Below are 13,866 nucleotides of genomic sequence, written 5' to 3' on the forward strand. Positions count from 1 at the left end.
ATTAGCCTCGAAGGCGGAGGCGGGAGTCCGGTCCCGCCCCGGGAGCTGGGGGTTCGAGGTGCCTACCGCCAACGAGTGGTTGCTGTTCTTGGGCGCGTCCGCGCTCTTCGCCGTGCTGCCCGGGCCGGGCGTGCTGTATGTGCTGGCCCGCAGCCTCAGCGGCGGGCGAGCGGTCGGGATGCGCTCCGTGCTGGGGAACGGGCTCGGCGCGCTGATGCACGTCGCCGCGGCGGCGGTCGGGCTGTCGGCGCTGCTGGCGGCGTCGGCGCCCGCGTTCACCGTGGTGAAGTACCTCGGCGCGGTGTACCTCGTCTATCTGGGCATCCGGGCGTTGCGCGGGTCCGATGAGGTGGTCGCCGACGTGGAGGCGCACAACCGCTCGGTCGTCGTGCAGGGGTTCCTCAGCGAGGTGCTGAACCCGAAGACGGCGCTGTTCTTCCTGGCGTTCCTGCCGCACTTCGTCCACCCGGAGACGGCGCCCGCGCCCCTGGTCTTCCTGTTACTCGGCGCCATCGCGGTGGCCATGGCCGTCACGGTGGACGTGCTCGTCGCGCTGGGTGCGGGCGCGATCAGCGCGAAGCTGGCCGCCATGCCCCGCTGGCGCCTCTGGCAACGCCTGGCCACCGGCCTGACGATGATCGGCCTCGGCGGCGCCCTGGCCACCGCCGAGCGCTAGCCAGCGAAACGCCCACCGCCAGGGCGCCCACCGCCAGGGCGCCTATCGACGGCGGCCCATCGACGGGCCGCTCGCGACAGGGCGCTCATAGACGGGCCTCCCACCGACAGGGCGCTCAGCGACGGGCTCACAGCGACGGGGCGTTCACCGGCACGCCGCCTGTGGACGGGGGCGGGCACCGGTAGGCCGCGCCGCCACCGGGGCACCCGCGTCGGCGGTGGAGGGTTAGCCGGCCAGCGAGCGGAGGAGGGCCAGGACGGTGGCGCGGCCCAGGGCCTCGACGTCGGCGCCCATGACCTCCAGGCGGACCGCGGTCAGGACGGCTCGGGGGAGGGCGTCGGCCCAGGACTGGGCGACGGACTCCGGGTGGATGGGGTCGCCGACGAAGCAGGTGACGCCTGCGGGGATGTCGAGGGTCTTGAGTTCGGCGAGCGTGGGGGCCGGGTAGGCGGCGGCGGCCTCCAGGGAGGCGGCCAGGCCGTCGCCGTAGCGGGGCCAGGCGCGGGACAGTTCGGTCGCCAGCCATTCGGGGGTCCCCTCGATGGCTGACGCCAGTGCCGCTGCGGTGCCTCGGGCGCGGATGTCCGCGGCGCTGTGGCGGGCGGCGACGGCCGCCGGGGCGCCGTCGGGCTCGCCCTCCCACGCGGGCAGGGCGAGCAGCAGGCCCGCGCAGCGCGTGGGGTTGCGCACCGCCCACGCGGCCGCCAGGTGCGCGCCGAAGGAGATGCCGCCCGCGATCACCGGGGCGGTCCGTGCCGCGGCGTCCAGGCAGGTCAGGTAGGCTTCCGCGAGTCCGGGCCCCGGGACGGGCGCGGGCGGCAGCAGACGGGCACCCAGCGCGGACACCGGCACCTCGAAGACGGACCGGACGAAGATCTCGTCGGAACCGGTCCCCGGCAGCAGCACGGCGGTCGGCGGCTGGGTCACACTCACGCCCTTTTCCTTGTGGCACTCGTACCCCACATGGTTAGGCTGATTGTGCACGGGTCGTGCAGTCGGGGCCGACCCCACCAGAGAGCGGATCAGCCATGGGCAACAAGGGGGACGGGGCGTGGCACCGCCTCGTCAAACGGCTCACCACCGACGTGGCCGAGCTGGACGCGGACGACCTCTCGACGCAGTCGGCCGCGCAGGGGGCCCGGCGAGCCTGTGACTGCGCCTCCGGCGACGAGGTCACGCTCTGCGGCAGGCTCCGCAGCGTGGAGCTCTCCCCGCGCGACGCGGTCGCCACCCTGGAGGCCGAGCTGTTCGACGGCACCGACGGCGTCACCCTGGTCTGGCTGGGCAGGCGGCGCATCCCCGGCATCGAACCCGGCAGGACCGTGAAGGCTCGGGGTAGGATCGCAGTCCGCGACGGTCGCAAGGTTCTCTACAACCCGTACTACGAACTGCTGGCCACTACCTGATCCGCGAAGGGCCCATGACTACTCCCGCCCCCGAGGAAGACAAGGATCAGACCGAGGAGCGGCAGGAGACGCTGCTCGAGCAGATGGGCGGCATCAGCGGCCTGATCTACTCCAGCGTCCCGGTCATCGTCTTCGTGCTGGCCAACGCCTTCTTCGGGCTCAACCCGGCGATCTGGTCCGCGCTCGGCGCCGCCGCGGTGATCACCGTGGTCAGGGTGGTCCGCAAGGAGCGGCTGCAGCCCGCCATCTCCGGGTTCTTCGGCGTCGGCATCGCGGTGTTCATCGCCCACCAGACCGGCGACGCCAAGGGCTTCTTCCTCTTCGGCATCTGGACCGCCCTCATCTACGGCGGCGTGTTCCTGCTGTCGGTCCTCATCCGCAGGCCGCTGGTCGGCGTCATCTGGTCCGCGCTGAACGGCCTCGGGCAGAGCTGGCGCACCGACCCCGTCTCGCGCCGCGCCTACGACCTGGCCACGCTGACCTTCGTCGCGGTGTTCGCCGCCCGGTTCGTCGTGCAGAAGTGGCTCTACGACGAGGACCTCACCGGCTGGCTGGCCTTCGCCAAGCTCGCCATGGGCTACCCGCTGTTCGCGGTCGCGCTCGCCGTCACCGTGTGGGCCGTGCGCAAGGCCACCGCGCGGCAGAAGGAGCGCGAGGCCGTCGAGGAGACCGACGCCGACGTCGAGGCCCGGCTGCGCGCCAAGTACGCCGACCCGGCCTAGAAATTTTCCGCCCGTATTCCCTCGCGGTCACTTCACGCCCGTAGACTTACGGTTACGTAACCGTAGGAACCGTCTTGGGGGAGACGTCCTGACCCGAGAGGTGACCATTGACCGCAGCACTCAAACCGCCACCGCCGCCGCCCGCGCCCAAACCGCTGCTCGGCAGGCGCCGCGGCACCACTGAGCAGGTCAGCGTGTACCTGTTCCTGCTCATCCCGCTGGTGGCGGTGGCAGCCGCCGTCCCGTTCGCATGGGGATGGGGGCTGGGCTGGTCCGACATCGCGATCGGCGCGGTCTTCTTCGTGATCACCGGCCTGGGTGTCACGGTGGGCTACCACCGGCTGTTCACCCACGGCTCGTTCCGCCCCAACCGCGGCCTCAAGATCGCGCTGGCCGTGGCGGGCGGCATGTCCGCGCAGGGCTCCGTCGTGGACTGGGTCGCCGACCACCGGCGCCACCACGCGTTCTCCGACAAGGAGGGCGACCCGCACTCGCCGTGGCTGTTCGGCACCGGACCCATCGCCGTCATGCGCGGCTTCTGGCACGCGCACATGGGCTGGATGTTCGACCGCGACCGCACCAACGCCGAGCGCTTCGCCCCCGACCTGCTCGCCGACGAGGACCTGCAGCGCGTCGACCGGCTGTTCCCGGTGCTCACCGTGGTCAGCCTGCTGGCCCCGGCCATGATCGGCGGCCTGGTGACCTGGTCGTGGCAGGGCGCGCTCACCGCCTTCTTCTGGGCGGGCATCATCCGGATCGCGCTGCTGCACCACGTCACGTGGTCGGTGAACTCGATCTGCCACATGCTGGGCGAACGCCCGTTCCGCTCGCGCGACCGCGCCGCCAACGTCTGGCCGCTCGCGCTGATCAGCTTCGGCGAGTCGTGGCACAACACCCACCACGCCGACCCGACCAGCGCCCGCCACGGCGTGCTGCCCGGCCAGCTCGACATCTCCGCCCGGCTCATCTGGATCTTCGAGAAGCTGGGCTGGGCGACCAACGTGCGCTGGCCCACCCCGGAGCGCATCGCCAGGCTGCGGGTCGAGCAGCGCTGACCCACCCGGTCAGATCTGCGCGAATGCCGCCCTGATCTGCGGCTCGACGGCGGCGGAGGCGACGAACAGCAGCTCGTCGCCCGCCTCCAGCGAGTCGTCGGCCTGCGGGACGATGACCCGTCCGCCGCGCAGGATCGTCACCAGGGCGGCGTCGCGCGGCAGCTTCACGTCGCGGACCGGGCGACCCGCCCAGGGGGTGTCGTCCGGCAGCGTCATCTCGACGAGGTTGGCCTGGCCCTGGCGCAGGGTCAGCAGCTGCACCAGCCCGCCGACGCTCACCGCCTCCTCGACCATCGCCGCCAGCACGCGTGGGGTGGACACGGCGACGTCGACACCCCACGCCGCGGTGAACAGCCACTCGTTGGCCGGGTTGTTCACCCTGGCCACGACGCGCTTGACCGCGAACTCGGTCTTGGCCAGCAGCGACACGACCAGGTTGACCTTGTCGTCGCCGGTCGCGGCGATGACGACGTCGCACAGCTGCAGGCCCGCCTCCTCGAGCGAGGCCAGCTCGCAGGCGTCCGCGAGCACCCACTCGGCCTGGTCGACGGTGTGCGGCTCGAACTGGGCCGAGTCCCGCTCGATGAGCATGACCTGGTGCTCGCCCGCCACCAGCTCCTGGGCGATGGAGCGGCCGACAGCACCGGCCCCGGCGATCGCGACCCGCATCAGCTGCCCTCCTCCGGCGGCGCGGCGGCCGCGGCCGTCACGTCGCTGACCGTGCCCGAGAGCGCGGCCACGTACACCTGGTCGTCCGCCTGGATGACGGTCTTCGCCGTCGGCAGGATCCCGCTGCCGAAGCGCATGATGAACGCGACGCGCGCGCCGGTCGCGCCCTGGAAGTCGCGGACGCTGCGGCCCACCCAGTCCTCGTGCACCGGCACGTTCAGCAGCGCGACCTTGCCCGTGGGGTCCCGCCACGCCGAGGCGACGCCGTCGGGCAGCAGGGTGCGCAGCAGGCGGTCGGTCGTCCACGGCACGGTGGCCACGGTCGGGATCCCGAGCCGCTCGTAGACCTCGGCGCGCTTGGGGTCGTAGATGCGGGCCACGACGTGCTCGACGCCGAAGGTCTCCCGCGCGACCCGGGCGGAGATGATGTTGGAGTTGTCGCCGCTGGACACGGCCGCGAACGCCCCCGCCCGCTCCACGCCCGCCTCGATGAGCACCCCGCGGTCGTAGCCGACGCCGACGACCTGCTGGCCGTGGAAGTCCGGGCCCAGCCTGCGGAACGCCTGGTGGTCGCGGTCGATGACGGCGACGGTGTGGTCCAGGCGCTCCAGGGCGGCGGCCATCGAGGCCCCCACCCGGCCGCAGCCCATGATCACCACGTGCACGGTGTCTCTCCTAGCGTCTGTCACGTCCCCATCCGGCGACACCGCAGAACCTACCGGTGCCGACGTGGGCGCGGGCCACCGACGGCATACCCTCTGCACCCGTGTCCAAGTTCTCCACGGCGGCGAAACGGCTGCTCGTCGGACGGCCATTCCGCAGCGACCGGCTGGCCCACACGCTGCTGCCCAAGCGCATCGCCCTGCCGGTGTTCGCCTCCGACGCGATGTCCTCGGTGGCGTACGCGCCCGAGGAGATCTTCCTGATGCTCTCGGTCGCGGGCCTGTCGGCGTACACGTTCGCGCCCTGGGTGGGGATCGTGGTCGCGGTCGTGATGCTCGCGGTGGTGGCCAGCTACCGCCAGAACGTGCACGCCTACCCGTCCGGCGGGGGTGACTACGAGGTCACCACGGTCAACCTGGGCAGGCAGGCCGGGCTGACGGTGGCCAGCGCGCTGTTGGTGGACTACGTGCTCACCGTGGCCGTGTCGATCGCGTCGGCGGCGGCCACGATCGGCTCGGCCGTGCCGTTCGTGGCCACGCACAAGGTCGAGTTCGCCGTCGCCGCGATCGTGCTGCTGACCGCGGTCAACCTGCGCGGCATCCGCGAGTCGGGGACGGCGTTCGCCATCCCGACCTACGCGTTCATGGTCGGCATCCTGGGCATGATCGGCTTCGGGCTGTACCGGGCGCTGGTCGTCGGCGAGGAGATGCCCGCCGAGAGCGCCGGGTTCGGCATCCGGGCCGACCACGGCGAGCTGACCGGCCTGCTCCTGGCCTTCCTCGTGCTGCGCGCCTTCTCCTCCGGCTGCGCGGCGCTGACGGGCGTCGAGGCGATCAGCAACGGCGTGCCCGCCTTCCGCAAGCCGAAGTCGCGCAACGCCGCGAGCACGCTGCTGGCCATGGGGCTGATCGCCGTCACCATGCTGATGGGGCTGATCGTCCTGGCGCAGTTCACCGGGGTGAAGGTCGCCGAGCACCCGGAGACCCAGCTCATCGGCGCGCCCGAGGGCTACGAGCAGAAGACGATGGTCGCCCAGATCGCCGACGCGGTGTTCAGCGACTTCCGGCCCGGGTTCTTCTTCGTGACCGTGGTGACCGCGCTCATCCTCGTGCTCGCGGCCAACACCGCGTTCAACGGCTTCCCGGTGCTGGGCTCGATCCTGGCCCAGGACCGCTACCTGCCCCGCCAGCTGCACACCCGGGGCGACCGGCTGGCCTTCTCCAACGGCATCGTCGGCCTGGCCGGGTTCGCGATCATCCTGGTCGTGGCGTTCGACGCCGAGGTCACCAAGCTCATCCAGCTCTACATCGTGGGCGTGTTCGTCTCGTTCACTATGAGCCAGACCGGCATGATCCGGCACTGGAACCGGCTGCTGTCCACCGAGGACGACCCCGCCAAGCGGCGGCGGATGCGGCGCTCGCAGGCGATCAACGCGTTCGGGCTGTTCATGACCGCGTCCGTGCTGATCGTCGTGCTGATCACCAAGTTCATGGCGGGCGCGTGGATCGCGATCGTGGCGATGACGGCGCTGTACGCGCTGATGACCGCCATCCGCCGCCACTACGACCGGGTCAGCGACGAGCTGGACAAGGCGGAGGCCCAGCGGCCGTCGGTGCTGCCGTCGCGGGTGCACGCGATCGTGCTGGTGTCCAAACTGCACCTGCCGACCAAGCGCGCCCTGGCCTACGCGCGGGCGACGCGGCCGGACGTGCTGGAGGCCGTCACGGTCAACGTGGACGACCTGGACACGCGCAGGCTGGTGGCCGAATGGGACAAGGAGGACTTCACCGTCCCGCTCAAGGTGATCGAGTCGCCGTACCGGGAGATCACCAAGCCGGTGCTGGACTACGTGCGCCGCGTGCGCACGGACAACCCGCGTGATGTGGTGACGGTGTTCATCCCGGAGTATGTGGTCGGGCACTGGTGGGAGCAGTTCCTGCACAACCAGAGCGCGCTGCGGCTCAAGGGCAGGCTGCTGTTCCAGCCCGGGGTGATGGTGACGAGCGTGCCGTGGCAGCTGGCGTCGTCGAGCAAGGTGCCCGAATGGGACAGCGTGACCCCCGGCGCCGTCCGGCGCGGGCTCACCGGTGATGAGGAGCGCAAGTGACCGACTGGACCGGCAGGCGCGTCGAGGCCGAGGTGGGCGCGGTCGCCCACGGCGGGCACTGCGTCGCGCGGGTGGATGGCCGGGTGGTGTTCGTCCGGCACGCGCTGCCGGGCGAGCGGGTCGTCGTGGCGATCACCGAGGACAAGGGCGGGTCGTTCTGCCGGGGCGACGCCGTCGAGGTGCTGTCGGCGGCGCCGGGCCGGGTCACGCCGCCGTGCGGGTACGCCGTGCCGGGCGGGTGCGGGGGCTGCGACTGGCAGCACGCGGACGGCCCGACGCAGCGCGCGTTGAAGGCCGCTGTCGTGGCGGAGCAGCTGTCGCGGCTGGCCAAGGTCGAGTGGCCGGTCGAGGTGGAGGAGCTGCCGGGCGGGCTGGGCGACTGGCGGACCCGGGCGCGGATGGCGGTGGACCGCCAGGGGCGGGCGGGATTCCGCGCGCACCGCAGCCACCGGGTCATCCCGGTGTCGTACTGCGTGATCGCCGCGCCGGGGACGGTCGACGAGGTCGTGACCCGCACGTGGACGCCGGGCGCCGAGGTGGCGGTCTCGGTGGACTCCACGGGCCGCACGCACATCGCGTCCGGCTCGCGCGTGCTGGGCTCGTCCGAGGCGGTGGAACGCGCGGCGAGGCGGGACTGGCGCATCGACGCGCACGGGTTCTGGCAGGTGCACCCGGACGCCGCCGACATCCTGGCCGAGGTCGTCGGCCAGTGGGCCGCCACGCCGTCCGGCGGCTGCGCGTGGGACCTGTACGCGGGCGCGGGCCTGTTCGCCGCGGTGCTGGCGGAGCAGGCCGGGCCGGACGGCTCGGTGGTGGCGGTCGAGTCCGACCGCTCGGCGGCCGAGCGCGGCGCGGAGAACCTGGCTGACCTGCCCGCGGTGCGGGTGTTCGCGGGCAAGGTGGAGGACGTGCTGGCGGCCGAGGCGCTGCCCGACCCGGACGTGGTCGTCCTCGACCCGCCGCGCAAGGGCGCGGGCTCGGCGGTCGTGGACGCGATCGCGGCGCGCGGCCCCGCCCGCGTGGTGTACGTCGCGTGCGATCCGGCCGCCTTGGCCAGGGACGTGGCGCTGTTCGCGGGCCACGGCTACGAGCTGCGCGCACTGCGCGCCTTCGACGCGTTCCCCATGACGCACCACGTGGAGTGCGTGGCGCTGTTCAGCCGCTAGCGCGCGGGCGGGGTCCAGCCAGGCGGGGACGGCTGGCCCGGCGTGCCCCACGGCGGCGTGGGCGGGCCCTGCGGCGGCGCGGGCGGGACCTGCGGGCCGCCTGGGGGCGGCACGGGGCCGCGCGGCGGCATCGGGCCGGGCTGGCCGGGACCGGGCGGCCAGGGGCCGGGCTGGCCTGGGTGGGGCTGGCCGGGCTGGTGCGGACCGGGCGGCTGGCTGTGGCCGGGATGCTGGGGGCCGGGGTGGTGCGGACCGGGCTGTCCCGGGTGTCCGGGGCCGGGGTGCGGCTGTCCGGGCGGCGGAGGTCCCTGGTTGGGCTGCGGGGGACCGGGGTGGGGCATCGGTGCGCCGGGGGGCGGGGGACCGGGCCGGGGCGGCACGGGGCCCTGGGGCGGCACCGGTCCGGGCGGCGTCACGCGCTCGCGGAGCCAGTCCGGGATGTGGGAATCCTCACGGGGGAAGAAGCGCAGCTCGTCGATGAAGCCGATCGGCGGTGGGACCCTGCGCCACGTCGGCTCGACGTCGGGCTCGAACTCCACCGTGTAGTCGCCGGGCGGCTCGATCTCGTAGACCGCGGAGATCCAGGTGCCGCGTCCGGGGCGGTACATGCCGCCGCGCAGCGTGCGCAAGCCCTCGACCATCTCCGTCGGCGGGCGCACGGACACCGGCTCGCCGTCCGCGCCGGTCACGATCAGGTCGACCTCGACGTGGCGGCCGACGGAGCGGTACTCCGCGCGCACCTTCTGCCAGCGCGGACCGGCGACGGCGACCATCGCGCGGCCGACCTGCTTGGTCAGACGGTTCAGCTCGGCCTCGTCCATCGCCATCTTCGGCTCGGACACCTGCTCGTCCCCCACCGGCAAACCCTTCCCCCTCACGTGCGGGCAAACCATACCCAACGGGAGCAATCGGCGTCCGGTGATCGCGTGTGACGGCCCGGCACGCCAAGACGGCGCACTCGTAGACTGACCGGACGACCGCTCGAACGCGCGAAAGACGAGGTGACGACTCGGTGACGCTGCTGGACACCGTGCACGGACCGGCCGACCTGCGGCGGTTCACCCACGAGGAGCTGGACCGGCTGGCCGTCGAGATCCGCTCGTTCCTGGTCGACAAGGTCACCCGGGTGGGTGGTCATCTCGGACCGAACCTGGGCGTGGTGGAGCTGACGATCGCGCTGCACCGGGTGTTCGACTCCCCGCGCGACCCGATCATCTATGACGTCGGCCACCAGGGCTACGTGCACAAGATCCTCACCGGCCGCCGCACGGCCTTCGACGACCTGCGCCAGCAGGGCGGCGTGTCCGGCTACCCGTGCCGCGCCGAGAGCGAGCACGACCTCGTCGAGAACAGCCACGCCTCCACCGCGCTGTCCTACGCCGACGGCATGGCCAAGGCGTTCGAGCTGCGCGGCGAGCAGCGCACCGTGGTGGCCGTGGTCGGCGACGGCGCGCTCACCGGCGGCATGTGCTGGGAGGCGCTGAACAACATCGCCGCGGGCCGCGAGCGCAGCGTCGTCATCGTCGTCAACGACAACGGCCGCTCCTACTCGCCGACCATCGGCGGCCTGGCCGACCACCTGACCACGCTGCGCCTGCGTCCCGGCTACGAGCGCGCGCTGGAGGGCGGCAAGCGGGTGCTGCAGGGCACGCCCGTCGTCGGCAAGCCGATCTACGCCGCGCTGCACGCGGCCAAGCGCGGGATCAAGGACGCGCTGAGCCCGCAGGTGCTGTTCGAGGACCTGGGACTGAAGTACCTCGGCCCGGTCGACGGGCACGACATCGAGGCGATGGAGTCCGCGCTGCGCCGCGCCCGCGACTTCGGCGGCCCGGTGCTGGTGCACGCCGTGACCCGCAAGGGCAACGGCTACCCGCTCGCCGAGAACGACGAGTACGACCAGATGCACCAAACCGACCCCATCGACCCCGACACCGGCGCCCCGCGCAAGACCAGGGGCACCACGTGGACGCACGTGTTCGCCGACGAGCTGGCCGAGGTCGGCGCCGAGCGGCCCGAGGTCGTGGCGATCACCGCGGCGATGCTGCGCTCCACCGGGCTGGCGCCGTTCGCCGAGCGCTTCCCCGAGCGCTGCTTCGACGTGGGCATCGCCGAGCAGCACGCGGTCACCTCCGCGGCCGGGCTGGCGATGGCCGGGCTGCACCCGGTCGTGGCGATCTACTCGACGTTCCTCAACCGCGCCTTCGACCAGATGCTGATGGACGTGGCCCTGCACCGGCTCCCGGTCACCGTCGTGCTGGACCGCGCGGGCATCACCGGCCCGGACGGCGCGAGCCACCACGGCATGTGGGACCTGTCGATGCTGGGCATGATCCCGGGCATCCGCATCGCCGCCCCGCGCGACGCCGCCACGCTGCGCGCGGAGCTGCGCGAGGCCGTGGCGATCGAGGACGGGCCGTCGGTGCTGCGCTTCCCGAAGGCCGCCGTCGCCGACGACATCCCCGCCGTGGCGCGGCGCGGGTCGGTGGACATCCTGCGCGAGCCGGGCGAGAGCAAGGACGTGCTGCTGGTGACCGTCGGCTCGTTCGCCGGGCTGGGCATGGCCGCCGCCGACCGGCTGGCCGCCGAGGGCATCGGCGTGACGGTCGTCGACCCGCGCTGGGTGACCCCGGCTCCGGTCGAGCTGGCCGGGCTGGCCGCCGAGCACAAGCTGGTCGTCACCGTCGAGGACTGCGGCCGCCACGGCGGCTTCGGCTGGTCGCTCGCCGCGCTGCTGCGCGACTCCGATGTGGACGTCCCGCTGCGCGACCTCGGCATCCCGAACGCCTTCCACGAGCAGGGCACCCGCGACGAGGTGCTGTCCCGGATCGGCCTGACCGCCCAGGACGTGGCGCGCCGGGTGACCGGGTGGGCGTCGGACCTGATCGTGCGCGGCTCGGCGGACCAGGCTGCGCACGAACGCCTCCACTAGCCGACGAGCGCCGCAATTAGACGACCATGAGTCGCCGCTCGGCAGCGCGCACCCGCGCGTAGTCGGCGGCGAGCGCGTCCGGGTCGTCGCCCGCGAGCAGCACGCGGCCGATGCTGGTGAACACGTCGACCGTGCGGTCGACGCGCTCGCCGGAGCGTGCCGTGAGGTGCATGCCCACGCACGTGCGCAGGTCGGCCAGCGCCTCCAGCGGCCCGGCGTCGGCCACCACGCCCGTGCGGGGGCTGGAGAGGAACGCCGCGGTCACGTGCCGGTCCATGCGGTAGTCGCGGGGCCCGGCCGCGCCGTCCACGACGTGGCGGACGCAGTGGTCGATCTGGTCGGCGCCGGTGGCCAGCCTGGTCATCTCCGGCAGCGGGTTGCCCGCGGTGCGGGCGTTGACCTCGATCAGGCGCGGTCCCCGCGCGGTGCGCATGACCTCGACGTGCGCGCTGCCGTTGCGCAGCCCGACGACGTCGAGGACGGCGCGCACGTAGTCGGCCAGCTCGGCGGTCTCCGGCGCGTCGTGGGGCAGGCACCGCACGGACTCGTAGATGCCGAGCCGGTCGCCCACGGCGTGCTTGGTGTAGACGCTGACCATGACCACCGCGTGCGCGCCGTCGGCGGAGTAGGTGTCCACGGCGTACTCGACGCCGCGGGCGAACTCCTGGGCGAGGACGACGTCGTCGCGGCGGCCCATCCGGTTGCGCCCGCCGAGGATGCTGGCGAACGTCGGCCGCGGGTCGGCGTGCGGGGCGACCAGGTGGACGCTGTCCGCGCCCGCGCTGTGCACGGGTTTGAGGACGATCGGCTCGCCGTCGAGGCCGTTGGCCGTGCGCCAGCGGGCGAGCTCGTCGGCGTCGGACGTGGCGAGCTGCGCCAGCGCGGGCAGGCCCGCGTCGATGACGGCCAGCCCGGTCTGCCACTTGTCGTGGCGGGCGGCGGCCAGCGCGGCGACGTTGCCGGTCTCCGGCAGCAGCGCGCTGGTCAGCTCGTCGGCGATGCGCACGCCGGTCTCGCTGCCCGGCAGGATGCGGATGGGGTGCAGCGCGGCCAGCCGCTCGCGCACCCGCTCCAGCGGCGCGGTGGCGTCGATGATGTGGTCGAACTGCCCGGGGTCCCAAGTGGACCGCGCGGTGTCCGGCAGGGTGAACGCGGTGCGCAGCGCGATCGCCCGCACGCCCCGGGCGCGGAACGCCGGGGCGATCCGGTGCGCGGAGGAGTACGGGTCGGCGATGGCGATCATCGGGGTGCTCATCGGGTCCCCCTGACGTGCCGCAGCGCGACGGCGACGACCGCCATCAGCACCGCGGTGGCGATCGCGGTGTGCACCAGGAACGCGCCCAGCGCCCCGGCGTCGAGGTAGCCGCCGAGCGCGAGGACGACCAGGGCGCACACCGCCCGGTCGATGATCGATTCCGCGGACAGCATCGTCGCCCGGTGCCGGGAGTCGGTGATCGCGTCGTTCACCAGCGTGCGCTGGATCGGGTAGGACAGCCCGGAGACCAGCGAGAACACGCCCAGGATGGCGACGGTCCCGACCATTTCGGCAGGCACGGCCAGCGCGAGGCACGCGGCCATGGCGACGGTCAGCAGGAACACCGCGGTCCGGTCGGACAGCCGCCCGCGCAGCCATCCCGTGCGCGCCGCGCCCAGCGACTCCAGCAGTGTCATCCCGGCGAAGATCGCGCCGTAGACACCGAGCGGCACCGCCTTCTCGGCGAGGATCGGCTGGGCCAGGTTGACCTGGAACACCCGCACCAGCGTGAAGACCGCCACACCCTGCACCATGATCAGCAGCAGGACGCGGCCGCGGCGCAGCGCGGCGAAGGCCTGCGGCAGCGCCGACCACACCGGCCGCGCGGCCCTCGGCCCGCCGAGCGCCCCGTCGACCGGGTCGGGCAGCGCGGGCAGCCGCAGGGCGAGCCAGCACGCGCCCGCCGCGCTGGCCGCGCTCAGCCAGTACGGCAGGGTGTGCTCGACCTGCATGAGCAGCCCGACGAACGGCCAGCACACGACCCGGCCGACCAGGCTCGCCGACCGCGCCTTGCCCTCGGCGTCGCGGTAGCGCTCCCTGGCGCCGCTGCGGTCCAGGTACTCGTACAGGTAGGCGCTGCACGCGCCGGAGACCAGCGACCGGGCCAGCGCGATGAGCAGGAAGTGCGCCAGGAACCCCGCGTAGGTCGGCCACGCGACGGGCACCAGGTTCGCCACGAGCAGCACGGCCGCGCCCGCGCCGAGGAACCGGCGGTAGTCGAAGCGGTCGGCCAGCATGCCGGTGGGGATCTCCAGCAGGCAGAACGCCACGTAGTAGATGCTCTGGATGCCGAAGATCTCGCTGTCGGCGAGACCGGCGTCGCGCTGGTAGGCGTAGAAGACCGGCAGCCACCAGAGCAGTCCGAAGCAGAAGTTGAACCCGGCGTTGACCCGGATCACGCGCGCGACGGCGTCGCCGCGCAGGCGGGTGGACCGCATG

13 protein-coding genes are annotated in these 13,866 nt (G+C 73.1%); 7 read left to right on the forward strand and 6 right to left on the reverse strand.

What is annotated here, in order from left to right; genetic code table 11:
- Positions 1-58 precede the first annotated feature (58 nt).
- Positions 59-676 (forward strand): LysE family translocator, encoded by a 618-nt coding sequence (locus Actkin_RS08510; protein WP_258906599.1) that lies wholly within the window; start codon positions 59-61, stop codon positions 674-676.
- A 225-nt stretch (positions 677-901) separates the two neighbouring features.
- Here the strand turns inward: Actkin_RS08510 and Actkin_RS08515 are convergent, their stop codons facing one another.
- Positions 902-1,609: an alpha/beta fold hydrolase gene (locus Actkin_RS08515; protein ID WP_258906600.1), complete on the reverse strand. Its 708-nt coding sequence runs from the start codon at positions 1,607-1,609 to the stop codon at positions 902-904.
- A gap of 95 nt (positions 1,610-1,704) precedes the next feature.
- On the opposite strand from Actkin_RS08515, the gene Actkin_RS08520 reads away from it, so the two are divergent.
- The 3 genes from Actkin_RS08520 (at position 1,705) to Actkin_RS08530 (ending at position 3,859) form a co-directional block, all read left to right on the forward strand.
- A complete protein-coding gene (locus Actkin_RS08520; RefSeq protein ID WP_189213220.1) occupies positions 1,705-2,082 on the forward strand; it encodes an OB-fold nucleic acid binding domain-containing protein in 378 nt (125 codons plus the stop codon).
- Positions 2,083-2,096: 14 nt separating this feature from the next.
- Positions 2,097-2,804, forward strand: coding sequence for a DUF3159 domain-containing protein (locus Actkin_RS08525; protein ID WP_258906601.1), 708 nt, complete (start codon positions 2,097-2,099; stop codon positions 2,802-2,804).
- A 107-nt stretch (positions 2,805-2,911) separates the two neighbouring features.
- Complete coding sequence (locus Actkin_RS08530; protein WP_189213218.1) at positions 2,912-3,859, forward strand: acyl-CoA desaturase; 948 nt, start codon at positions 2,912-2,914, stop codon at positions 3,857-3,859.
- Between the two features lie 9 nt (positions 3,860-3,868).
- Here Actkin_RS08530 and Actkin_RS08535 read toward each other — a convergent pair whose 3' ends face one another.
- Together Actkin_RS08535 and Actkin_RS08540 are read right to left on the reverse strand one after the other, a co-directional pair.
- Entirely contained in the window at positions 3,869-4,528 is a 660-nt protein-coding gene (locus Actkin_RS08535; RefSeq protein WP_189213217.1) for a potassium channel family protein, read from the reverse strand.
- Complete coding sequence (locus Actkin_RS08540) at positions 4,528-5,193, reverse strand: potassium channel family protein (RefSeq protein ID WP_189213216.1); 666 nt, start codon at positions 5,191-5,193, stop codon at positions 4,528-4,530. Before Actkin_RS08540 ends, Actkin_RS08535 begins: the two co-directional genes overlap by 1 nt.
- 101 nt (positions 5,194-5,294) lie before the next feature.
- Between Actkin_RS08540 and Actkin_RS08545 the strand changes: the two genes are divergently transcribed.
- Positions 5,295-7,298 carry an APC family permease gene (locus Actkin_RS08545; RefSeq protein ID WP_189213215.1) on the forward strand — a complete coding sequence of 668 codons (2,004 nt, stop codon included), beginning with the start codon at positions 5,295-5,297 and terminating at the stop codon, positions 7,296-7,298.
- Positions 7,295-8,464, forward strand: coding sequence for a class I SAM-dependent RNA methyltransferase (locus tag Actkin_RS08550; RefSeq protein WP_258906602.1), 1,170 nt, complete (start codon positions 7,295-7,297; stop codon positions 8,462-8,464). The genes Actkin_RS08545 and Actkin_RS08550 overlap by 4 nt, the downstream gene beginning before the upstream one ends.
- Here the strand turns inward: Actkin_RS08550 and Actkin_RS08555 are convergent.
- On the reverse strand, positions 8,461-9,321 hold the full coding sequence (locus Actkin_RS08555) for a hypothetical protein (protein ID WP_258906603.1): 861 nt from the start codon (positions 9,319-9,321) through the stop codon (positions 8,461-8,463). The two genes, Actkin_RS08550 and Actkin_RS08555, sit on opposite strands and share 4 nt — an antisense overlap.
- Before the next feature lie 155 nt (positions 9,322-9,476).
- Between Actkin_RS08555 and dxs the strand changes: the two genes are divergently transcribed.
- Positions 9,477-11,393 carry a 1-deoxy-D-xylulose-5-phosphate synthase gene (dxs, locus tag Actkin_RS08560; RefSeq protein WP_258906605.1) on the forward strand — a complete coding sequence of 639 codons (1,917 nt, stop codon included), beginning with the start codon at positions 9,477-9,479 and terminating at the stop codon, positions 11,391-11,393.
- Between the two features lie 16 nt (positions 11,394-11,409).
- On the opposite strand, the gene Actkin_RS08565 is transcribed toward dxs, so the two are convergent.
- Positions 11,410-12,648 carry an ATP-grasp domain-containing protein gene (locus Actkin_RS08565; RefSeq protein WP_258906607.1) on the reverse strand — a complete coding sequence of 413 codons (1,239 nt, stop codon included), beginning with the start codon at positions 12,646-12,648 and terminating at the stop codon, positions 11,410-11,412.
- Entirely contained in the window at positions 12,645-13,865 is a 1,221-nt protein-coding gene (locus Actkin_RS08570) for an MFS transporter (protein WP_258906608.1), read from the reverse strand. The genes Actkin_RS08565 and Actkin_RS08570 overlap by 4 nt, the downstream gene beginning before the upstream one ends.
- Position 13,866 lies beyond the last annotated feature (1 nt).

It is taken from the genome of Actinokineospora sp. UTMC 2448 (genome assembly GCF_024760565.1).
Lineage (GTDB): Bacteria > Actinomycetota > Actinomycetes > Mycobacteriales > Pseudonocardiaceae > Actinokineospora > Actinokineospora fastidiosa.